This is a genomic window from Methylotenera sp. (assembly GCF_029945705.1).
Lineage (GTDB): Bacteria > Pseudomonadota > Gammaproteobacteria > Burkholderiales > Methylophilaceae > Methylotenera.
The window spans coordinates 40,434-63,753 of record NZ_JAQSDC010000049.1 but is presented as its reverse complement, the minus strand read 5'-3'; the positions used below and the strand labels follow the sequence as shown (position 1 = coordinate 63,753).

Genomic DNA, 23,320 nt, shown 5'->3' with positions numbered 1-23,320 from the left:
CCTGCTAAATTATTAGAATGAGATGAGTTTGATAATGTCAGTACAATGATTAATCCAACAAAAAAACTTTTGCAACACACTTTTAAGCAAGAATCAATTAGTTACTTATTAAGTAAGTTTCTATTAAGTATTTTCTATGATTAAAATTACTAGGTAACTCAGCTACAAATATAAGCGCTACTGGCATCAGTACCGCGGCACTTACTTAAGTTAAGCTGAATTTGCCGTTCTATATAGTTTGAAGTATTTACCGTGCCAAAAGTAGCTGTGCTGGTAATTTGATAAACTGCTATTGTGTGATCACTATTTTGCTCATTGTAATCACCGTACTTTGTGCAACGCACCGTGACTGTAAATCCATCAAGGCTTAATACGCTAGGGCTAGTAAAACAAGCTAAAATTGTGGTGTTATCTGGGCTTGTTTGCAAAATTTGATAAGCTCCCCATTCCACACCTGCGCGCGCTGATTGGTATGCTCTAGTGCCTTGCACATCTTGTGTAGAAGTAACTTGTTGAATGCTGGTAATGTTAAGCGCATAAGCACCTAAGCCAGCCAAAATAACAAGAATAAATATTGCAGCTGGCAATAAAAAGCCTTGGTGAATTTTTTTTGAAGTCATGAACGTGATTTTTGCGCTTGTTTTATTCATGGTGAGTTCACCACATTCACTTGATGCATTAGTGTTACTTTAGCCACATCTTGAGTAAAACCTAAATAAATAGTCACTACGCCATTTCGTTGTAATACCCCTGAAACGTAATTGATTTGGCAAGAACTTAAGTTAGAGGCCATTAGTTTTGCTGTAGTTAAAGCATTTAAGGCGGTCACACTTGCTGGTTGCGTCGTTTGCATGTTGTAACCGCTATACATTAAAAGCAGCTTATTTGTCATATCGCACACATATGAAACTGGTGTAGAAACCACAAAAAATCGGCTTGAAGGCGATGCTTGCGGAAAAGTACCACCGCTAAAGCTTAATGTGCTGAGTAGTCCTGTCGTCTGTAAGGCGTGCCTATCTGAGCCTTCATAAACATCTGAACCAGAAATGCCCAAATTGTAAATCACAAGATTATCGCCAGCATCAACATTCACCGTTGGCCCTAATACGTCAAAAGTATCTGCAGTGAGTGAAAAGTCTAATGGATTATCACTCACTGATGTACCTACAGCTGCACGGTATCGACCTGCCGCTTTTACTGGCACAAATTCGATAAAGCTATCTGCCCCATTGACTGAGGTGCGAACACTATTTGGTAAAGCATTTCGAATATCACGCGCCATCCGTCGTAGCGCAGTATCGGCACGATCAGTTAAATTGGCGCGATTTTCGCTATCAATAAATGCTTGAGTAGGGTTGCGAATAAACAATGCCGCACCTGCCGCAAGAATCCCTACAATAGTGATGACTACGACCATTTCGACTAAGGTAAAGCCAGCTGAGTCTTTTGATATGGATTTAAATATTGGGCGCATACCTAAACCTATAGCCTGTTAATGTCACATCAGTATTCGCTGGTCCCGTTACGCGCACAGCAATTTGCAGCACTGCACTCAGTGGAAAACTAGCAAAGGGTGTTGCACCGCCTACGCGGGTAACAGTCACGGCGGCTTTGTAGGCGCCAAGACCTGCTAACGGCGTATTATCACCTGGGCTACAAATGCCTGCACAGTTAGCATCTGGCATGCTAAAGCCGCCGTAATCTGCAACGTTGTCAAACGGCGATGTTGCGCTGTAACGGCTTTCAGAACTGGGAGATGGGCCTATGAGTGCCGCACCGGCTTTATCTTCAGAAGCAGCAGCGCCACCAGTGCAGTCGGCTGTAGTAACCGCAGTAGGGGCATTAGTATCCTCTGGGTCGCATAACGTAAAAGGTTGTTGTTCTATTTCTAACAATAATGAATCTGCAATCGAAATAGCCTGCTTGCGAACAAGCGGATCAACGCTACCGCGATTGGTAATATCAAGCACTTTAAGCACACCCACTAAGGCGACACTTACAATGACCATAAAAACAACTAACTCAACTAAAGATACGCCAAGCTGATGTTTAATAATAGTTTTCTTAAATTTAGATTGATTAACGTACATAGCCAGTATCCGCTTCTACGGTAATCGTGCGTGTAGACTCACTCGGTACAACAGCATTTTGAAAGGTAAAAGTAGCTGTGGCGTTAGGCACTGGTCTGCCTAATCCGTCAAAACCAAGCGGTGTAGTGCTTGCTGCAATGCTTACATTGCTTGATAAGGTTTTTGAGTACGCAGCTTGCGTAGCCGGGTCAATCACCGCTGAACTGCAGTTGTTGGTATAACCTAAACACACAAAGCGAGTAGTCGTATTAATACTCACATAGACATTTCTACGTTGCGCTATTGCGGTTTTTTGTGCATAACGCAACGCAGAAACTAAGGTGCTATAACTCCCCCGTGCATCGAAAGCATCCACACCAATAAAGCGCGGCGCTGCGATGGCAGCAATAATGCCAGTGATCACCATTACGGCGACAAGCTCGACTATTGTGAATCCATGTTCTTGCTGCATATTGAGGTGTCGCTTAAGGACTCATCATCAGAGGGAATATCCTGTCTCTGATGATGAATACCCTATTAAGGACAGTTAGTAGTAGTAATTGCAGAGGCATCTACGGCCCCAGTTGAAGCAGTATAGGTAACTTTACATGCCGCTGGACCACCGGTTTGTGTGAAAGAAGCTACTCCAGCTGCATATGCAGCGGTAAAACCATCAATAGATGTTAGTGCTTTTTCAATACCAGCAGCATCAGCAGTAGGGAAGCCTTTAACTGCAATTACCGTTACAGATGAAGTATCAGCCATAGTCACTGAAGTTGCTGCTGAATCACCTGTTGCAAAGTAACGCGCTTGCACTACGCCGATTGAAGAGCGTAAACCACCAGCCAAACCATTCATTGATGACCTTCTAGCATCACCTGTTAAATTAATAAATCTTGGCAAAGCCGTGGCTGCCAAAATTCCCAAAATGACAATCACCACGACTAATTCAACTAATGTAAAACCAGATTGGCTTGCGCCTACTTTTGAAAAACCAAACTTTTGCTGTTTCATTTTAATGACTCCTTAAAAAATATAAAAATTAGACTACATTCACGCTTTAAATCACAATCAACTAAAAAATCTATATGACTAACAACCCGTTGTCACAGCAGGCGTAATGACAGGTGATGCACCTGCTAAAGTTGGCTCTGTGTAAGTGAATTGGCAGGTTGCTGGCGCTACTGCACCTTGAATTTGGAATGTCGCCACTGTGCCCGTTGCTGTGTAGTTGTAACCGTCACCATTAAGTTCTGCTAATGTTGGGTTAAATGATGTAGTTAAACCAGCTGCAGACAACAAACCTGCAGTGCCTATGGCAGTTACATCTGGGTAACCAAATACGACGGCAACAACTCCAGCTTCAGTACAAACGTTACTGGTATTGTTGGCTGTACCACCACCGCCAGGGCAAGCTGCAGCATCAGTCAAGCTGTTTCTTGCAAGTATGGTGGCTCGTACTAAAGCTGAAGAGGCTGCAACGCTACCTCTAGCAGCGTTAAGTTTTGCAATGCGGGCGTCTTTTTGTAGGTTAGTAAACCGTGGCAATGCGATGGCTGCCAAAATAGCCAGAATGAGAATCACCACAATCAATTCAATTAAGGTGAAGCCCTTGGCATGCTTAATCTTACTTAGATTAAATGCGCTTAAGCGTTTGGTGTTGTTCATGATGTTGTATCCTTAAAAAATAATAATCTATCAATTTACTTCTACTAAGTTTTTACTAAAGTGTTTTGTACAAATCAATTTGACTCGTTGTTTTGAGTAAACCTATCAAACATCCGTCATTCTCGCGAAAGCGGGAATCCATGTTAGGTTTTAAAACCAAAGTCAAATTAGATTCCCGCTTTCGCGAGAATGACGGTAACTCAGTTCTTTACCTCTGCTACGTCTTTCACTAAATCTAAACCACCCACTGTTAATAATGAGGCTTTAGTCTGCCCAGCCGTTTTACTGAATCTATATCTGGCTTGGCTGCCGTCATTAAATACATAAATCAGCTGTTTTCTTGTGGTATCAAAATACCAAATTTCTATTTTGTTACTCGGCGCCTCCGAAAGCTCGCCTATATAGTTTTCAGGATTATCAGCGATTAGTAGCATCGGGTTGCTGTTTTGCAGTGCCACGCTATCAATAGATTGATTACTAACGCTTTTATCCACCCAATTCTCAGCCAAACTTAAGCGCAAGCTATTTAACTCTGTTTCAACAATTAGTCTTTCAATATCTTGTTGCGCCTTGTTTAAATAACCTAGTAACAAGGTCGCTAGTATTCCAATCACTATTAGCGTGACGGCAAAGTCGAAACGACGCGCACTTGGAGCATGTCTTGCTAAATGCGCACTCACTTTAATTCTCTACTTTCTGAGCGTTAGCCTTTGTGCAGTGCCACATTGCCTAAATCCCATATCGGTAAGAAAATACCTAACGCTAACATCAGTACCATGATCCCTAAGAACACAATTAAAATCGGTTCAATTTGAGCGCCTAGCGTTTTAATCTCATATTCCACATCACGCTGATACATATCAGCCACTTCTTGCATTAAGTCGTCTAGTGCACCAGATTCTTCACCTACCGCAATCATCTGCAATACAATTGGGTTGAATACTCCGCTATTGGTTGCGGTGCGTAATATACTTTCGCCGCGCTCGACGCCTTCTCGCATGCCTTCAATTTTGCTCGCGATATAATCGTTATCGGCAGTTTGTGCCACTAACTTTAGCCCGCTGGTAATTGGCACGCCACTTTTACTGGCGAGTGCAAAGCTTCTGGCAAAGCGTGACATGGTCGCTTTATGAATAATCTTGCCAGCAAGCGGTGTACCGAGTTTGAATTTATCCCATTTGAATTTACCGATACTGGTTTTGATGTATGAACGAAACAGTATTACTGCACCTACAATACCTACAAGTAGATAAGGCCAAGCTGCAACCATAAAGTGAGAAAAGCCTAGGAGTATTCGCGTCATTAAAGGTAGTTCAGCGCCAAAGCTTTGGAAGACTTTGGCAAACGCTGGAATAACAAATAGATTCACCACAACAATTGCCACAGCCATCGCAACCACGACAAAGGTAGGGTAGCGCAGGGCAGACTTGATTTGATCGTGCATAAAACGCTCAAATTCTAGATGGTCGAATAAGCGCAGAAATACAGTATCTAACATACCCGTCGTTTCACCAACGCGTACCATGTTGATGTAAAAGCTAGAAAATACTTCTGGGTGTTGAGATAGGGCGGACGAAAGTTCTCGTCCACTCCCTAGGCTCTCGCGAATATTGCCAACTACACTAGAAAATGCTTTATTGTTGGTAGAGGCTTGCAAGCCATTCAACGCGTTCATAATCGGAATACCAGCTTTTAATAGCGTGTACATTTGGCGGCTAAACAACATGACATCTATCGTTTCAATTTTCTCTTCAAATAGTTGAATTGAAATATTTTTTGAGCCAGATTCCGTTTTTTTGGCTAAGATTTCTATAGGCGTAATATTTAGTCCAAAAAGCTGGCTAGCAAGCGTGCTGCTATCTTGGCTCTCCAAAACGCCTTGCACTAAAGCGCCTTGTTTATCGCGACCTTTGTATGTGAAAAATGGCATTTACTTTTCCTTAGCCTATTCTTCAAATTGATTGCTGATGCGCATGGCTTCAGCAATGGTTGTACGTTTTGCAATCACTAAATCTACTGCACTTTTACGTAGCGATTTGCCTGCCATGTGCTCTCTGGCAAGTTTAATAAAATGGTTAGGGTCGTGGTTACTTGCAGCGTCTATTAATTGATTATTCATTTCTAGCAGCTCGTAAACACCTACACGTCCTTGGTACCCTGTGGCATTACACATACTGCAGCCTTTGCCATGCACATAACGATGTTTGTCTACGGCATCACCAAGCTCATGCTTTAACCATGCATGCTCAAATGGTTCTGGCGTATAAGTTTCGGCGCAGCCTTCACACACAAGTCGTAATAGGCGTTGAGCAACTACGGCTAATATCGACATTGCAACCATATAGCGAGGCGCTCCCATGTCTATCATACGAATTGGCGTGCTAATCGCATCATTGGTGTGCAGGGTTGAAAGCACTAAGTGACCTGTCATGGCTGCTCTCAAGCCGATTTGGGCGGTTTCTTGATCTCGCATTTCACCGACTAAAATAATGTCAGGGTCTTGACGTAATGTTGAGCGTAATACCCGTGAAAAACTTAAATCAATTTTTTCATTCACTTGCACTTGGTTGATACCAGATAAGCGATATTCAACAGGGTCTTCAACGGTAATGATTTTGTTTGATGTGGAATTAAGCTCGCTTAAAGCCGCATAAAGAGTTGTTGTTTTACCGCTACCTGTTGGACCTGTTACCAGGACCATGCCGCTTGGGCGATGAATGAGCTTGCGGAAACGCTCCAGCATATCTTGCGGCATACCTAGCTTTTCTAATGAAAAACCTGCGGTATTTTGAATGAGCAAACGCATCACGACTGATTCGCCGTACTGTGTTGGCATAGAAGAAATACGTACGTCCACTGCTTGTTGTTTCACTTTAACCGCAAATCGACCATCTTGAGGCAAGCGTTTTTCTGAAATATCCAAGCCAGACATGAGTTTTAAACGTAGTGCTAAAGCTGAAGCGATTTTTAAATCAGCCTCTGTTTGTAAATGCATCACGCCATCAATACGAAAACGAATATGCAGTTTATGTTCTTGTGGTTCAATGTGAATATCAGAAGCGCGTACTTGCACGGCATCTTCAAAAATAGTTTGTAGTAGCTTAACGACTGGCGCTTCTTCTGCGCTCCCGCCCATTCCCATTGCCGCAAAATCAATGGCGGTATCACCTAAATCTTGACCTAATTCTAATGCTAGATTTGAAATTTCGTCAGTGCGACGGTAACTGCGGTCAATCAGCTGGAGTAGGGCACTTTCTTGAATAACAGCTAACTCAATATCACGATGTAATAAGCGTACTAATTCGTCGTAAGCGAATAAATCAGTAGGGTCAACCATGCCCACCAAGTAGCTGCTCCCTTTGTCTGCAAGCACTGCACAGCGTAGACGGCGCGCTTGCGCTTCTGGGAGTTTGTTGATGACTTCAGGTTTGGTGCTGAACTGCTGTAAATCAATAAATGGAACTTTTAACTGACGTGCCAAAGCTTCAGAAATCTGTATTTCTGTGACATAGCCTTTATCCACAAAAATACGACCCAGTTTGCGACCGGTGCGTTTTTGCTCATCAAGTGATTTATCTAAATCATCAGCAGTAATTAAATTTTGCTGAACTAGAATCTCACCAAGGCGAATCTTTTCAGGACGTGCCATTTAAACCTCATTTATATTCGTACAGGCTCAAATATAAACGGGATGATAACAATTCAATTGTGAGAATAAAGAGGGGTTTTGCCTTGAAATCTAAGTTGCAGGCTGGCGCTGGTAGGTTTTGACTCTGTTAAGTGTGAGGCAGCAGCTAATGCCAATAAGCAAAGCTGGCGCAACTATTTACTACTGTTCCATGCGCGGTCTAGCATCTTTTGCTTTTTCTCTAGCAGTGCTTTTGCATTGGTAAGGTTCACTTTATTGGCAGCTTGTTCATCTTGTAGTTCTTTTAAGCGTGTTTGCTCATCCTTGATGCGGCTTTCTTGTAAATTAACCGAATTTGTCACATCATCATAAGCCGTTTTAGCTCGGTCGTAATCCTGCCGCGCGGCCGTAACGCTGGCTTGCTCCAGTGCGACATCCTTTGCCAGTGCTGGTGTTGAGCTCATTAGGCATAGCAAAATGAATAGGGGAGCTACTATTGGTTTTAGGCTTTTCATCGGTCATTATCCTGCGGTTTTAGTGGGTATAGCAGAGTGCTAATATATGGATAATTATGCTGCAAAAAGACTATCAATGTAAAACAGATTGTTGTGTTGTTAATTTCAGTGCAAAAGCCCGATGCGCTATTTTCATCAGGTTATAATGCCAACAAAACTAATATAAAAGCGAATATGAACTCTGACGACTTGCAACGCTTAGTCACCACCAATATGCCATACGGTAAATACAAAGGCAGACTAATTGCAGATTTGCCTAGCCAGTATCTTAATTGGTTCGCGCGTGAAGGTTTTCCAAAAAATGAATTAGGTCGTTTATTGGCTTTAATGCAAGAAATTGACCATAACGGTTTATCACCGTTACTTGAGCCGTTACGCAAAAGTTAAGGTCAAATTCTTACTATTTTAAAGTCTTTAATTAGTACAGATACCTCAGCATGGAAATTACTTAATGCCATTTTTAGCGTTACGTTTTACCCCAAAGCTTTCAGTAATTCTATCTAACATAATGGCTAGCAATACTACGCCTAAACCACTTTCAAACCCCAAGCCTATATCTAAGCGTGAAATGCTTGATAACACATCATTACCCAAGCCGCCAGCGCCAACCATTGAAGCAATAATCACCATGGATAATGCCATCATAATGGTTTGATTAATGCCCGCAAACAATGCAGCCATTGCACTAGGTATTTGTACTTTCATCAGCAACTGAGTAGGCGTGCAACCAAAAGCGATACCAGCTTCCACTTGCTCTTTATTCACTTGGCGGATACCAAGTGACGTTAGACGAACCACTGGCGGCATCGCGAAAATAACAGTGGCAATGACGCCTGGTACTCGACCTAAGCCAAAGAACATTGCCGCTGGAATCAAGTAAACAAACGCTGGCATAGTTTGCATAAAATCTAATATTGGTCGAATAATGGCTTCTGCCTTATCATTTCTGCCTGCCCAAATGCCGAGCGGAATACCAACAGTTAAGCTAATTAATGTCGCAGATATGATGAGTGCGAGTGTCACTAATGTTTGAGCGGTAAAGCCCATGTTATTGATTAACCAAAGAGAAGCCGTACAGAATAAGGCAAACTTCCAGCCAAGGCGCCAATAGCCTATAGCTATAAAGATGATGGCGAATAGCCAAAAAGGGATGGCTTGTAAGCCATTTTCAATACCTGCGGTTGAGCTGTCAATGATTCCGCCCAAGCCATTGAACAGACCATGGTCATTGACTTCTAACCAGCCAACTGCACCCGCAACCCATTCACCTAGAGGGATTTTATAGCTCATGCTTTTTTCTCCTTATATAGCTTGCGCAGTAAAACTGTTTTAGTGATTGCACCGAGATATTCGCCGCTATAACCAATGACTGGCAGTGGGCAAGCGCAGCCAACTACCTTATTCAGGACTTCATTCACTGGCGTTTTTCCTGGAATAGCAAACTCTCCGGGCAATAGCGCATCACGCAGTTTTTTCCCTTTTTGATTCATGCAATTAGTCAGCGATTCTGCAGAAACTACCCCCACCACTTTCTGTAGTTCATCTAATACAAAGGCATAATCTCGGTTAAATAAGCGCATGCGAGCAAGCGCGGCACTGAACCCAGCCACTAAATCATCTGGGCGATCAAAAATGGTGACTTCTTCTTTTTGAGCAACATCTTTAGCTGTCAGATATTTGTTCACATCAACCCCGGTAAAGAATGCTTTCACATAGTCATCTGCGGGTCGTTGAAGAATATCTTCTGAAGTGCCGACTTGCACGACGCGACCGCCTTCCATAATACAAATACGGTTACCAATACGAAGCGCTTCATCAAGATCATGAGAAACAAAAACAATGGTCCGTTTTTGTTCTTGTTGTAGCTTCATCAGTACGTCTTGCATCTCAGTGCGGCGTAGGGGATCTAATGCTGAGAACGCCTCATCCATCAACATTAAAGAAGGATTAACAGTGAGCGCGCGCGCAAGTCCTACACGTTGTTGCATACCGCCAGAGAGTTGGGCGGGTAAATGTTTGGCAAAAGTATGCAAACCAACTTGCTCTAATACTTCCATTGCACGACGCTCACGTTCAGCAAGATTGATACCAGCGATTTCTAATCCAAATGCTGCATTTTCGACCACAGTTCTATGCGGTAACAATGCAAATGACTGAAAAACCATGCTCATGTCTTTGCGACGCAAATTAAGCAACTTGTCTTTACTCATTGCCGCAACGTCTTCACCATCAACAATAATATTGCCAGCAGTGGGTTCTATGAGTCGATTAAGTAGTCGAATTAAAGTGGATTTCCCTGAACCAGAAAGTCCCATGATGACAAAGATTTCACCTTTGTTAATTTCGAAGGAGGCGTCTTGTACACCAACTACTTGTCCAGTTCTTTTGAGAATTTCATCCTTATGGAATCCTTCTTTCAACATCTGTAACGCAACTTCAGGTTTATTACCAAACACTTTATGCAGATTTCTGACGACTACTTTTGCTTCAGTCGTCGATGTATTTACAGACTGTATGACCCCCATCTTAATTTCCCCTTTACTACAAAAATGAAGCTATCCCTAAAATGCGAAGTAATGAAAATGCTAAATAATGATTTGAATATAAATTGTATTTTTTCTTTCGATTAGCCTATTTTTCAATGACCAGATTACTTAATGGCTTAGAGCAGCAGGGTAGAAACATGCCTTGATCTATCTCACGTTGACGAATGCCGCCGCCATGCTTCATCTCCACCTGACCTGAAATTAATTTACTTTTACAAGTGCCGCACAAACCCTTGCTGCATGACGATGGCAGTCTTAAGCCTGCTGCACGCGCCGAATCTAGAACAAACTGGTCTGGTGCGCACTGAATAGTCGTTCCGCTTTTGCTTAACTCCACTGAAAACGTTTGTATATTATTGTGATTTGAGAGTTCTTCTTCAGCTTGAACGCTAGCTTGGGTTTCTGCGGGTAGCTCGTCAAAAGTGAAGCTTTCTTCATGGTAATGTGCCATATTGAAGCCAGCAGTTGCCAGTAAATGACGTACCGATGCCATATACGGCGCAGGGCCACAGGTAAACACTTCGCGCTCTAAAAAGTCTGGCGCACTTAGTTTTAGGCTTTCTGCGGTCAGCATACCCTCGGTGATAAACTCTGGCTGTAAGCGCCAATTAGGCGATTTATCCACTTTTGCACAAATATAGACTGGCTGAAAATTCGTTTGATTGAACGCCATTAAATCAAGTTCATGTTTAAAAATGAGGTCTGCTGGCGATCTTGCACTATGCAAAAATATAACATCAGCGTCTTCGGCTAGCTCATGAAAAGAGCGCGCCATCGACATAAGTGGCGTAATGCCAGAGCCGCCTGATAAAAATAGATATTTCTGCGCAGGGTAAAGCACACAAGTGAAATCGCCTGTTGGCCCTAATGCCGATATTGGCATACCCACTTTCATGTTGTCATGTAACCAATTTGATACGACGCCATCAGGCTTACGTTTAACGGTAATCGAAATCACATGTGGGCGATTTGGTGAAGATGAGATGGTATAACTACGATTGATAATTTCGCCATCAATGCTGAGTTCTAGAGTAATAAACTGTCCTGGCAAAAATTTGAATACGCTTGCTTCTTGTGGTGCAAAGAAAAAGCTTTTCACGTCATGCGTTTCTTGCCTTATCTGACAGCAAACAAGTACATTGTTCTTGTCGCTATCCCATTGTGGCAAGTTAGCGTTCCAAAGCTCAGGCGTATTCCTTGAGATCATTAGCGACACACCATAATCGGCACAGTTTTAGCGTTAGCCGCAGCTTGCTTTTTAATAAACTCAGGGTTCTCTAGTGTTGCTTCTAAGCGCTGTATATACCAATTAGTAAATTTTTCTACTAACTCTTCGGTATAAGGAGAGTAAGGACCTGGCTCGTACCACTCACTATTCACGCCACGTTGTGTTCGCTCGACCAACGTAGAGTCTTGCTTATTAGTAGCGCGCCACACCTCGCATAATCTTTCAATGTTGTAATCCACACCTTCGATTGCATCTTTGTGCACCAACCATGTTGTGCGAACCAATGTATGTTCAGCATCAATTGGTAAAGCGCAAAATGTAATAATATGATCACTCATGAAATGGTGCCATGAGTTGGGTTGAGTCCAAAATGATAAGCCACCCAAGTTGCGTTGAGTAAAACTGCCTAATAGTTTTTGGCTTGCTACTTTGCCATCCATAGTCTGAGATTCGCCAGCTTTCTCTAGTGGAAGTCTTTGTGTGCGATAAGCTGTTGCGCAGCCATCTAGTAAATCAATCTCTTCCGACGGCAAACCACACGTAGCCCAGCGGTTTGCTTCTGTTTCAATCAGATCACGAAACTCTTGGACTTTCTCAGCATTTTCTGGAGATGGCTGATAGCCAAAACCAAATTCATACATCGAGTTTAATAACTCAGGATGGTTAGCCACGCAGTGATAGCACTCGCGATTATTCTCCATCGTCAGCTTCCAATTGCCATTCTCGATAATATCTTCTTGAAGGGCTACTTTGCAATTCGCAAGTTGATGTGGCGCTATATAAGGCTCCATTGAGCGTTTCATCACTTCAAAATCAGCAGGCGGTTCATCACTCAAGCAAATAAAAATAAGTCCTGCAATATTTCCTACATGCACTGGCTTTAGATTGTGGATATTCTTATCAAAATCATCTCCCATATGTGCATTGTGAATAAGCTTGCCAGATAGATCGTAAGTCCATTGGTGGTATGGGCATACTAAGTTACCAACACTACCCTTAGCGTCGTCGCAAAGTTGTGAACCACGATGGCGGCAAACATTATGAAATGCTTTAATATCCATATCGTCGTCACGCAAAATAATCACTGAATTATGACCAATATCTACTTTTATATAGTCACCAGGCTCAGAAATTTCAGGTTCTACAGCAACAAAAATCCAGTGCTGACCAAAAATAGCTTCAATATCTAGCGCATTGATTTCAGGGCTCAAGTAAAAGGGAGCTTCAAGCGTGTAGCCTTTGCGACGATTTTTAATCATATTTTGTATGTCTGATGAAATACTCATGAAATCTCCTAGCTTAATTTTCGTTCAATTACATTAAAAGTTGATAAGACGATGTTCACGCAAATAGCTCAGAATAACTTGTGCTTTTTCGACAGAATTTCCATCGTTTACGACAGCGCCACCTTTGTTTTCACTGACTGTCGCCGATAACATACGCGCATGTCCAGATTTGTTTTCTTTGGCTTTTAGCTTGTTTGGTTTGCGTATCGTAGATTGTGTTTGCCATTCAACCGTACATGAGTATTTAGATTCTTGTGTTGGCGTTTGTGTTGCAAACTGGCTGATATGACCATTTGCTTGGCGAGCGTAAGCGTGGCGTAATTGTACGGGTGCTAGTGGGTGAATGACGATAACCGTCGGCATTGTCACTTTGACACTCCGACGCTTGCCTTTTGGTAAAAACTGCAAGGCTTCGATACCCTCAGTTGTTTGCTTGATGGTGAGTACATTTGCGACTAATGAATAATTCAGCTTTTCGGCAAGCAAGTAGGGCAGTAGGCCGCTATCTTGTCCACTTTCTGCACGGCTGCCCATTAAAATAACATCTACATTTTTAAGATTCTCTGCAAGACTATCGACAATATCTGCATTTTCCAAAGCTGGAATTACATCAATTTGACTAGCTCCTAATGCTAAGTAATCCGTTAATGCGGCATTCTTCGCATGGCCCGCATGTATCACTTTTAAATTAACGCTATTGGCATTTTCTGCATTGAGATCGCTGGTCAATGCTAAGCCTATCGTCATAGCCAAACTGTCATTTCGGCAATGTCTAGCTTGACCACTAATGGGGTGACGTCCAGCAGAAACTAGTGCAACAATGTTTTTAATGCTCATGCGGCCTCCTGCGCAGATGATTTAACTTGTGCAATAGCGGTAATCAGTTCTTGCATAATGCTTTCGGCATCGCCAATCACAGACAAATCTGCCCGCTTTATAATGGGCGCGCTATTGTCGCGGTTAATCGCAATCACATGGCGGCAATCTTTAATACCTTGTAAATGTTGTACCGCACCAGATATACCAATGGCTAAGTAAGTGCTGGCGGTGACTGTTTTACCCGTTGCACCAATCTGCTTGTCGCGCGTAAATTTTCCATCATCTACCGCCACGCGACTGGCACCAATCGCTGCATCTAAAGACGCAGCCAATGCTTGTAAGGTTGTTACGTTATCCACCCCATTGCCCGCAGAAACGATAAAGTCAGCTTCTTCTAAAGCGATGTTGGCTGCAGAGATAGTTTGCATACCTAAATTTGTATAGTTGCTTTTTTGGCTTTTAGCTGTATTTTGGTTAGCGAATGTACTATCCAGTTTTTGTGCTGCAGCGCTAAAGGCTAGGCGCGAGTCAGTTGTATCGGCGGCAAGTAAAACGATATAAGGTAAGCTGGTTAATGCTAAAGACGTACCGCCTAATTGATAGTTCGCCACTTGTACATTGTTTAGCTCTATGACATGCGTTGCAGCTGATTTTTCTGGATAGCAAGCGATTAGCCTGCGTCCTAGATCGCCGTCACCAATCAAATTATCTGGCATAAAAATATGCTTCGGCACAATTGACGCTATGATTGTTTTTGCACAACTCACTTCAACATCAGGTTGAAATGTTTGATAATCTAACTCAGCAATCACTAGCACTTCATCTGCACCAGCATTGGATAAATCTTCACGCAATTCACCTAACACCAAAACTACAACTGCCGTATTGGCATCCGCTAGAATGGCCGCGGCGGCTAGCGCCTGCCTTGCATGGTCATCCAGCATACCTCTATCGCTATGAGCAATTACCAATACACGCGCTTTCGGTGCGCTTGGTGTACGAACAGGTTTGTTTGTGCCATGGTGAGATGTCGCTTCATGCGCCACGAAATCAGAGATACTGCCTAATACAATACGCTTGACGCCATCCGCCATGATTTTATAAGCCCGGCGCGGGTTGATACGCTTAATGTTATTTTCATCACTCATGATGCATGCTCCATAACCGATGCCACTAGTTCAGCAATATCTAATACGTCAGGACGATTTCTAACGACACCTTCTAACATTGAGGTGCATTGTGGGCAGCCGACTGCAACCAACTCTGCGCCTATATTGCGAGCATCCTGAATACGAATGTCTGGAATACGTTGTTTGCCTGGAATATCTGTCAGCGGCGCACCGCCACCACCTCCACAGCAGCGACCACGTAAGCCTGAACGTTCCATCTCATTCACTTGTAAACCAATGGCTTTAAGCAAATCGCGTGGCGCATCAGTTTCACCGTTGTAACGCCCCAAATAACAGGGGTCGTGGTAAGTTAATTTCCGAGTTTCAGCGGACTTACCTAATTTTAATTGACCGCTGCTAGCTAGCTGCGCAAGTAATGTGGTGTGATGCAATACTTCATAGTTGCCACCAAGGGCAGGGTATTCATTCTTTAGACTGTGCATCACATGTGGATCTGCCGTGACAATACGCTTAAATGTAAGGCTATTAAACGTATCAATATTTTGCTTTGCCAATGACTGAAATGTAGCTTCATCACCAAGTCGTCTTGCAGTATCGCCAGTATCGCGTTCTAAGGCACCCATCACCGCAAAATCCATTTTTGCTGCCTTGAGAAGCTTAACTAGTGCGCGTAAGGTGCGTTGGTAACGCATGTCAAATGCGCCTTCTCCAGCCACCAATAATAGATCAACAGGCATATTTGGCTGGATGGTTTTAACGTCTAAATCAACGGCCCAATGGTAGCGTGCATTTCTATCGTAACCACCAACCGTAGCGGTTTGACGTAGGTTTTCTAAGGTCTGAGGTGCTTTGCCTGGCGCAGCCCCTTGCGTTAAGGTGAGGTTGCGGCGCAAACCTACGATGGCATCTACATGCTCAATTAACATTGGACACTCTTGCACACAAGCTCTACAAGTAGTGCAAGACCATAGTGTTTCGGCTTCTATGAGCGAGGGTACAATAGGCGCATGCATGCTGCCAGAATGCTCACCAATTGGCAGTCCCGGATACGGGCTACCTGCAAAATTGGCATCCGTTTTGCCAGATTTTTCATCATTGGATAAGCCTAGCACTAAATCCTGGATGAGTTTTTTAGGGTTAAGTGGTTGGCCTGCAGCAAAGGCCGGACAAGCCGCTTCACATTTTCCGCATTGCACGCAGGCGTCAAAACCCAATAATTGATTCCATTTAAAGTCTGAAGGTTTATTAATGCCGTACTCTTGATTGGTCAGGTCTAAGGTCATGAGTGCAGTAGATAATTTACCGCTAAAGCGCTCTTGGCGTGGATGAAAAGCAAGGTGTAACAAACCAGCAATGGCGTGCTTCATTGGGCCGCCGAGACCAATGCCTAAAGCTAGTTCGGCTGAGCCTACTAAGAGTAGTAATAAAGCAAACACTGCAACGCCAGCAGAAAGTACAGTGACTGGCAGATTAACAATCAGCAAACCTAGTGCGAATGCAGCAAGTGAGTAGGGTAGTCGGCTCCATGCGCCACGAGATAGGCGAGCGGGGGCGTTGCGGCGTCTTAACCATACAAAAAACACACCAATCAACATGATTGCCGTGGCGGCTAATATAGCCCAATTTAGCGCCGCGCAATACAGCATTAAACCGTAATTAATCGCGACTAAGCCTAATGCTGCTACAGCGCCACCAGCGGTGGCAACGTGAGTGCGGGCAATAAAAGGTTCACGCGCAACCACATGGTGCAAATCTACAAAATAACGTTTAGGAATGGCTAATAGATTTAACCATGCAAATTCCGCAGGCTGGCCTGCACGCCATAATTTTGTACGTTTCCACAGACCTAGCAACAATGTTGCTGTTGCTAGCCAAAATAGTGCGGTAATGCTGTAGTTCATCATGAGCATGATTAGAAGTCTTTACATAGACGTAGCGCATCATAAATTGCACCATGAATATTATGCATAGAAATACAATCACCTACACGGTAGAGCAAAAACTCACCTTCTTTTAACGGCATGGATAAAGCAGGCTGTGCCTCTGAAGCGAATAAGGTGTTGATGTCGGTTTGACCATGATTGGCTGATTGTTCTTTAAGCGCCCAATACAGCTCATCATTTGGGGTGGTGCCATTTTCAATCACCACCTGATCTACTGCTCGCTCTTCTAGCTCTTCGGTATACTCATTACGAATCACGGCAATTTTTTTATCGCCTTCTGCATACACACGGTCTAGCCAGTAGTTAGGTGTTGGAATGATGCCAAGCGCGTATAGGCGGCGATAGAAAATAGGGAAGGTAGTTCCACCTACATCATCTGCCACTTTCACGTCAGGCGTCACTAGTTCAACATTATTGCCGCGACTTGCAATGAAGTCTGCTGTACCAAAGCCCGCATGGGTGCTCATGGAGTCATAAATAAGCACGTTTTTGCCAGGGGCTACGCGCTCGGATAAAATATCCCATGAGCTAACAGCTAGCCCTTCAGCAACGCCCCAAGCGGGGACTTGATGCATATGGCTGCTGCCACCGGTGGCTAACACAACAATATCTGGTTTCTCAGCAAGTATCATCGCACTGTCGGCAGCTACACCAAATCGTCTGTCTATGCCTAAACGTTTTGTTTCCATGTCAAACCAGCGGATAATGCCCGCCATTTGTTCACGCTGAGGCACTTTTGACGCTAAGTTTACTTGGCCACCAACACTCATATTGCGTTCAAATAAAACCACATCGTGACCGCGCTCTGCAGAAACTCGCGCAGCTTCCAAACCTGCTGGGCCTGCGCCAATTACAACTACTTTACGTTTTTTACCAGTGGTTTTAACAATGATATGCGGCATGGTGGCTTCACGTGAAGTGGCCGCATTTTGAATGCACAATACATCTTGACCAAGGTATTGCCGGTCAATACAGTAATTCGCACCTACACATTGCTTAATTTCATCTTCGCGACCGTCACGGATTTTGGTCACTAAATGCGGATCAGCTAAGTGGGCTCGGGTCATTCCTACTAAATCTACCCAGCAATTTTCTAATATTCGTTCAGCCTGAGTTGCATCGCGAATGCTTTGCGCATGCATTAATGGGATTTTAATCACAGATTTAATACCAGCTGCCAAATGTACAAATGGCTCAGGTGGCAATGCCATCGGTGGCATGCAATTGGCAATGGTGTTATGTGTGTCGGCGCCTGAGCCAACAACGCTGATGAAATCAATCAAACCAGTTTCTGACATGTACTGGGCAATTTCTTTTAGCGTTTCATGATCTAAACCATCTTCATGGAATTCATCGCCACACATGCGCATACCGACACAAAAGTCTGCACCTACGGCTTCACGGACTGCTGTTAGCACTTCAACACCAAAGCGCATGCGATTGGCTAAACTACCGCCAAATTCATCAGTACGAAAGTTGCTGCGAGGACTCCAGAATTGATCAATTAAATGTTGATGCGCGGCCGATATCTCAATGCCATCCATGCCTGCGGCTTGTACGCGCTTGGCGGCTAATGCAAAGTCTTTAATAATGCGACGAATCTCTTCAGCTTCAATGGTTTTTGCGTTACCGCGGTGTACTGGCTCGCGCACGCCACTTGGGGTGACTAAATGCGGCCAATGTTCACCATAATATGCAGAACGACGGCCCATATGTGTAGCTTGAATCATAATCTTAGCGCCATGCCTGTGCATGGCTTCTGCTAAGTTTGAAAGTGGCTCTATTATCTTGTCTGTAGATAAGTTCACAGACTTCCACCAGCCTTGTGGGCTATCAATCGACACGGGGCTTGAACCGCCGCAAATTGCCAATCCTAAACCACCTTTGGCTTTTTCTTCATAGTAGCGAATGTAACGCTCACCAGGCAAGCCGCCTTGTTCTGCATACACTTCAGCATGTGCTGTGCTGACAATACGGTTTCTAAGTGTTAGCTTATTCAGCGTAAAGGGTGAGAAAAGGTTAGGGTAGCGCATGGGTTTTCCAATATGTCAGGTTAGGCTTTGTGAGGTAATGGCGTCACAGTGAATATGCAGTGACCGTGCCCACTTCCACCGCACTGTGATTCTGTGCAATATGTTTCAGCGCAGCTAACCTCACCACAATTTGTATGTGCTGTATGGCCTTTCTCTTGCGTTACCCAATCCATCGCACCAGCAAACCAACCTGAGAACATATAGCATAACTTTCCAGGTTTATCAGGTTGTGCAAGCACGAATGATGAATATTCTAATTTGATTTCTGCACGGCCTGATTTTGGGTCTACGGACTCAAAGCTAAATAGACCCCAGCCACGTTGTGATAAACGTTTCAGATAATGATCAAATACGTCCATGCCAGTTAACTGGTGTTTTTCAGCTTCTTTTTCACACCAGAAATAGGCGGATTTATAACCAGCTTCGTAAAGAATTTCAGAATACTTCTGAACGCCAAGCGCGTCTTCAACCGCCAAATGATTGTTTGTAAAAAAATGACGTGGAACATACAACATAGGAAGACTATCAGTGGTCCAAACGCCTGTTTTTTCGTCAACTTCAATCGGTACTAATGGCTGCATTTCTATCTCCTAAATTCTTAATAATAGTGTTGCTCTGCTTAAATTATGCAGTCCAAACTTCGCCAAAAACACGTAACCAGTTTTCACCTAGTACTTTGCGAATACGGTTTTCACTCCAACCAGCGCGTTCCATTGCTTCTGTTAAATTTGGAAAGTCACCTATGGTGCGGAAGCCTTCTGGGTTTATCACAGTACCAAAATCGGTTAACCGACGATGGCGACCTTTGTCGTGTGTTAACCATTCAAAAAATGGTTTTCCGTAACCTTGAGTAAAGTCAGTACCTATCCCGACACAGTCATCACCTACCAAATTGATGATGTAATCAAAAGCTTCAACGTAGTCATCTACGGTGGCTTCGCTGCCACGTTTAAGAAATGGCGGGAACATTGTAACGCCAATAAAACCGCCATGATCTACGATGAATTTGAGTTGTTCATCGTCTTTGTTGCGAGGGTGCTGTTTTAAGCCAGTTGGAAGGCAATGTGAATAGCAGACTGGTTTGCTTGAAGCTAGAATCGCTTCGGTAGAAGTATTGCCGCCTACATGTGACAAATCTACCATAATGCCAACACGATTCATTTCTGCAATCACCTCGCGACCGAAGCCAGATAAACCGCCATCGCGCTCATAACAACCGGTGCCAATAAGGTTTTGTGTGTTATAGCAGAGCTGAACAACACGCACACCTAAATCAGCAAATATTTCGATATAACCTAAATTATCTTCGAAAGCATGGGCATTTTGAAAGCCTAAAATAATCCCAGTTTTACCCTCAGCTTTTGCACGACGAATATCAGCAACGTTATTGACTAAGGTTAATAAATCGCTGCTTTCACGAATGAGATTTTTCATGTCGATGACATTGCCAACCGTACCTTGAAAGCCTTCCCACACGGAAATTGTGCAATTGACAGCGCTGAGACCACCTTTTTTCATATCTTCAAAAACAGGGCGTTCCCATTTTGAAATATTTAAACCATCAATGACGATGCTTTCTTGATGTATTTTTGTTGACGATTCTGACATCTTGCTTCCTTAAATAAAAAATTAAGAAACTGATTAAGTAATATTACATAGGCTATGTGATTAAAACTTCATTTCAAGTCACTAATGTTTGCAGGGGTAATGATTAGTAAATTGGAAAACGATTACATAAGACCAAAATTTCACCACGAACACGTTTTTCAACGACTTCATCGCCATCCGGGTTGTTTTTAAGACCTTCAAATACCTGTAAGATCAACTCACCTACTTGACGGAATTCAGACTCACCAAAGCCACGTGTTGTACCTGCTGGTGTGCCTAAACGTACGCCAGAAGTGACGGTTGGTTTTTCGTCATCGAATGGAATACCATTTTTGTTACAAGTAATACCCGCGCGCTCTAATGCATGTTCAACTTGATTTCCTTTTAAACCTTTTGGGCGCAAATCAACCAAGACTAAATGATTGTCTGTGCCACCTGTTACCAAGTCAACTCCACCAGCAACTAGCACTTCACCCAATGCTTTTGCATTGGCTAATACTCGGTCAATATAGGTTTTGAATTCAGGTTGAAGTGCCTCACCAAAGGCAACAGCTTTACCTGCAATCACGTGCATGAGTGGACCTCCTTGCAAGCCAGGGAAAACGGCAGAATTTATTTTTTTAATCAAATCTTCATCATTAGTCAGTATCACACCACCGCGAGGGCCCCGTAGCGTTTTATGTGTGGTCGATGTCACGATATGTGCATGTTCAACTGGGTTTTGATGACGGCCAGCCGCTACGATTCCAGCAAAATGCGCCATATCCACCATCAAAGTAGCGCCTACGCTATCCGCAATTTCGCGGAAGCGAGCAAAATCTACAGCACGTGGATAGGCTGAATAGCCAGCGATAATCACTTTAGGTTTATGCTCGTTGGCCAGCGCCTCAACTTGCTCATAATCTAAGCGATAGTCTTCACGTCGCACGCCGTATTGCACTGCGTTAAACCATTTTCCTGAAAGCGCGGGTCTGGCACCATGAGTTAAGTGTCCGCCAGCATCCAGTGACATACCTAAAATAGTATCCCCAGGTTTTGCAATGGCTAACATCACGGCACCATTGGCCTGCGCGCCAGAATGGGGCTGCACATTGGCGAATTTTGCACCGAATAGTTGTTTTAATCGGTCGATAGCCAGCGTTTCAACTTTATCGACAAATTCACAACCGCCGTAATAACGTTTACCAGGATAGCCTTCAGCATATTTATTGGTTAACACTGTGCCTTGTGCTTCTAGCACCGCACGCGAGACAATATTTTCAGAAGCAATCAGTTCAATTTGTGATTGTTGTCTAACTAGCTCTTCATTGACCGCAGATTGAATTGCTGGGTCAGCGTCGGCAAGAGATGCTGAGAAGAAGGGTGCTTTAGTCTGGTTCATTTGGACTCTTTCCAATTCATTAAGATATGATTTTGGCAGGACATTGACTTAATTAATGACTAGCAAGCGACGACATTTATCGCTAATCCGCCAAGCGCGGTTTCTTTATATTTTGATTGCATATCCACACCCGTTTGGCGCATGGTTTCAATCACGGCATCCAACGATACAATGTGGCCACCTTCATGCATCATCGCTAAGCGTGCCGCATTAATGGCTTTAACTGCACCCATGCTATTGCGTTCAATGCATGGAATTTGAACTAAGCCACCAATTGGGTCGCAACTCATGCCTAAATTGTGTTCCATAGCGATTTCAGCTGCATTTTCAATTTGTTCGTTATTTGCACCGAGCACAGCTGCTAAACCCGCTGCCGCCATCGAGCATGAAACGCCAATCTCACCTTGGCAGCCCATTTCAGCGGCTGATATAGAGGCATTCTTTTTGTAAAGCATGCCTATGCCCGCAGCGGTGAGTAAAAACTTAATGATGTTGTCTTCGATTTCAGTTTTTGTTCTTTGCTGTTGGCAAAAACGCGTGAAATAACTTAACACGGCTGGTATTACGCCAGCAGAGCCGTTAGTTGGTGCGGTGACTACGCGCCCACCACAAGCGTTTTCTTCATTCACCGCAATGGCAAAGGCACTCACCATGTCCATTGATTGAAAATCTGATGATAATTTACCGCCGACTGTGCTGGCTTGTTTGTAGAGTAAATGGGCTCTACGTTTTACTTTTAGCCCACCTGGCAACATGCCTTCTGTCACAAGTCCACGTTCAATGCTGGCATTCATGACATCCCAAACGCGCAGTAACTTGCTGCGTGTTTCTTCTGCATTTTGGTATCTTAATTCGTTGCCCCAAACGATCTCAGCAATTGAAAGATTTTTTGCGTTGCCCATTTTCAATAGATCTGCTGCATTATCAAACCAGAATGGAGTAGAAGTAGGGGTTTCTTTAACGATAGCACTAGTTTTTGTGGTGCGGAGAATTTCTTGCTCATCCAAAACTGCGCCGCCACCAATTGAAAAGTATGAATTACGGTGCAGTGAATCTCCATCATCATAAAATGCCTGCAATACCATGCCGTTAGGATGCTGAGGTAATGATTGATGATGATGAAAAACCAAATGCGTATTGAAATCAAATGGAATTTCAACGGTATTCATTAACATTAAACGGCCAGTTTCTTTAATGGATTCAACTAGCGGAATGATGCTTGCAGGGTCAACTTGGTCAGGCAGTGCGCCAACCAAGCCAGCAATCACGGCATAATCTGTTCCATGACCTTTACCTGTGAGCGCTAACGATCCAAATAGGTGGATTTTAACTTCAGCGACTTGTTGAATTAAGCCGCGCTTTTCAATCTCTAAAAGAAAACGGTTTACCGCAATCATCGGCCCAACTGTATGTGAGCTTGAGGGGCCAATACCAATGCGGAAAACTTCAAATACGCTATAGTTCAT

At 43.6% G+C, this 23,320-nt stretch carries 23 protein-coding genes; 1 reads left to right on the top strand and 22 read right to left on the bottom strand.

All coding sequences use genetic code 11. The features are described from left to right. Window positions 1–158: 158 nt before the first annotated feature. From PSU78_RS10835 to PSU78_RS10790, 10 genes are all read right to left on the bottom strand, one after another. Entirely contained in the window at window positions 159–650 is a 492-nt protein-coding gene (locus PSU78_RS10835) for a hypothetical protein (protein WP_300387865.1), read from the bottom strand. Further along, window positions 647–1,474: a type II secretion system protein gene (locus tag PSU78_RS10830; protein ID WP_300387863.1), complete on the bottom strand. Its 828-nt coding sequence runs from the start codon at window positions 1,472–1,474 to the stop codon at window positions 647–649. The genes PSU78_RS10835 and PSU78_RS10830 overlap by 4 nt, the downstream gene beginning before the upstream one ends. Then, window positions 1,458–2,090: a type II secretion system protein gene (locus tag PSU78_RS10825; protein WP_300387861.1), complete on the bottom strand. Its 633-nt coding sequence runs from the start codon at window positions 2,088–2,090 to the stop codon at window positions 1,458–1,460. The genes PSU78_RS10830 and PSU78_RS10825 overlap by 17 nt, the downstream gene beginning before the upstream one ends. Next, on the bottom strand, window positions 2,080–2,541 hold the full coding sequence (locus tag PSU78_RS10820) for a GspH/FimT family pseudopilin (RefSeq protein ID WP_300387860.1): 462 nt from the start codon (window positions 2,539–2,541) through the stop codon (window positions 2,080–2,082). Before PSU78_RS10820 ends, PSU78_RS10825 begins: the two co-directional genes overlap by 11 nt. Before the next feature lie 65 nt (window positions 2,542–2,606). After that, window positions 2,607–3,083 (bottom strand): prepilin-type N-terminal cleavage/methylation domain-containing protein, encoded by a 477-nt coding sequence (locus PSU78_RS10815; RefSeq protein ID WP_300387858.1) that lies wholly within the window; start codon window positions 3,081–3,083, stop codon window positions 2,607–2,609. Window positions 3,084–3,161: 78 nt separating this feature from the next. Next, complete coding sequence (locus tag PSU78_RS10810; protein WP_300387856.1) at window positions 3,162–3,737, bottom strand: prepilin-type N-terminal cleavage/methylation domain-containing protein; 576 nt, start codon at window positions 3,735–3,737, stop codon at window positions 3,162–3,164. A 200-nt stretch (window positions 3,738–3,937) separates the two neighbouring features. Then, window positions 3,938–4,417, bottom strand: a complete 480-nt coding sequence (locus PSU78_RS10805; RefSeq protein ID WP_300387854.1) for a hypothetical protein — start codon at window positions 4,415–4,417, stop codon at window positions 3,938–3,940. 23 nt (window positions 4,418–4,440) lie between these two features. After that, complete coding sequence (locus PSU78_RS10800) at window positions 4,441–5,667, bottom strand: type II secretion system F family protein (RefSeq protein WP_300387853.1); 1,227 nt, start codon at window positions 5,665–5,667, stop codon at window positions 4,441–4,443. A gap of 15 nt (window positions 5,668–5,682) precedes the next feature. Continuing rightward, a complete protein-coding gene (locus PSU78_RS10795) occupies window positions 5,683–7,386 on the bottom strand; it encodes a type II/IV secretion system protein (protein WP_300387851.1) in 1,704 nt (567 codons plus the stop codon). 173 nt (window positions 7,387–7,559) lie between these two features. Beyond that, complete coding sequence (locus tag PSU78_RS10790; protein WP_300387849.1) at window positions 7,560–7,829, bottom strand: hypothetical protein; 270 nt, start codon at window positions 7,827–7,829, stop codon at window positions 7,560–7,562. Window positions 7,830–8,054: 225 nt separating this feature from the next. Here PSU78_RS10790 and PSU78_RS10785 point away from each other — a divergent pair, with 225 nt between their 5' ends. Continuing rightward, entirely contained in the window at window positions 8,055–8,267 is a 213-nt protein-coding gene (locus tag PSU78_RS10785) for a DUF3820 family protein (protein ID WP_300387847.1), read from the top strand. Window positions 8,268–8,324: 57 nt separating this feature from the next. Here the strand turns inward: PSU78_RS10785 and PSU78_RS10780 are convergent, their stop codons facing one another. From PSU78_RS10780 to PSU78_RS10725, 12 genes are all read right to left on the bottom strand, one after another. Beyond that, window positions 8,325–9,170, bottom strand: a complete 846-nt coding sequence (locus tag PSU78_RS10780; RefSeq protein ID WP_300387845.1) for a proline/glycine betaine ABC transporter permease — start codon at window positions 9,168–9,170, stop codon at window positions 8,325–8,327. Continuing rightward, window positions 9,167–10,405, bottom strand: a complete 1,239-nt coding sequence (gene proV, locus PSU78_RS10775; RefSeq protein ID WP_300387843.1) for a glycine betaine/L-proline ABC transporter ATP-binding protein ProV — start codon at window positions 10,403–10,405, stop codon at window positions 9,167–9,169. The genes PSU78_RS10780 and proV overlap by 4 nt, the downstream gene beginning before the upstream one ends. A 106-nt stretch (window positions 10,406–10,511) precedes the next feature. Then, window positions 10,512–11,633 (bottom strand): hybrid-cluster NAD(P)-dependent oxidoreductase, encoded by a 1,122-nt coding sequence (locus PSU78_RS10770; RefSeq protein WP_300387841.1) that lies wholly within the window; start codon window positions 11,631–11,633, stop codon window positions 10,512–10,514. Next, a complete protein-coding gene (locus PSU78_RS10765; protein WP_300387839.1) occupies window positions 11,633–12,940 on the bottom strand; it encodes an aromatic ring-hydroxylating dioxygenase subunit alpha in 1,308 nt (435 codons plus the stop codon). The genes PSU78_RS10770 and PSU78_RS10765 overlap by 1 nt, the downstream gene beginning before the upstream one ends. Window positions 12,941–12,973: 33 nt before the next feature. Continuing rightward, window positions 12,974–13,777 (bottom strand): hypothetical protein, encoded by an 804-nt coding sequence (locus PSU78_RS10760; RefSeq protein ID WP_300387837.1) that lies wholly within the window; start codon window positions 13,775–13,777, stop codon window positions 12,974–12,976. After that, complete coding sequence (locus tag PSU78_RS10755; protein WP_300387835.1) at window positions 13,774–14,907, bottom strand: electron transfer flavoprotein subunit alpha/FixB family protein; 1,134 nt, start codon at window positions 14,905–14,907, stop codon at window positions 13,774–13,776. The genes PSU78_RS10760 and PSU78_RS10755 overlap by 4 nt, the downstream gene beginning before the upstream one ends. Next, window positions 14,904–16,793, bottom strand: coding sequence for a (Fe-S)-binding protein (locus PSU78_RS10750; RefSeq protein WP_300387833.1), 1,890 nt, complete (start codon window positions 16,791–16,793; stop codon window positions 14,904–14,906). The genes PSU78_RS10755 and PSU78_RS10750 overlap by 4 nt, the downstream gene beginning before the upstream one ends. A gap of 8 nt (window positions 16,794–16,801) precedes the next feature. Continuing rightward, window positions 16,802–18,865 carry an NADH:flavin oxidoreductase gene (locus PSU78_RS10745; protein ID WP_300387831.1) on the bottom strand — a complete coding sequence of 688 codons (2,064 nt, stop codon included), beginning with the start codon at window positions 18,863–18,865 and terminating at the stop codon, window positions 16,802–16,804. A 20-nt stretch (window positions 18,866–18,885) separates the two neighbouring features. Next, complete coding sequence (locus PSU78_RS10740; protein WP_300387829.1) at window positions 18,886–19,446, bottom strand: 4-vinyl reductase; 561 nt, start codon at window positions 19,444–19,446, stop codon at window positions 18,886–18,888. A gap of 43 nt (window positions 19,447–19,489) precedes the next feature. Then, window positions 19,490–20,473: a dipeptidase gene (locus PSU78_RS10735; RefSeq protein ID WP_300387827.1), complete on the bottom strand. Its 984-nt coding sequence runs from the start codon at window positions 20,471–20,473 to the stop codon at window positions 19,490–19,492. A gap of 103 nt (window positions 20,474–20,576) precedes the next feature. Further along, window positions 20,577–21,854, bottom strand: coding sequence for a serine hydroxymethyltransferase (locus tag PSU78_RS10730; RefSeq protein ID WP_300387824.1), 1,278 nt, complete (start codon window positions 21,852–21,854; stop codon window positions 20,577–20,579). A 59-nt stretch (window positions 21,855–21,913) separates the two neighbouring features. Then, window positions 21,914–23,320 carry an L-serine ammonia-lyase gene (locus PSU78_RS10725; protein WP_300387822.1) on the bottom strand — a complete coding sequence of 469 codons (1,407 nt, stop codon included), beginning with the start codon at window positions 23,318–23,320 and terminating at the stop codon, window positions 21,914–21,916.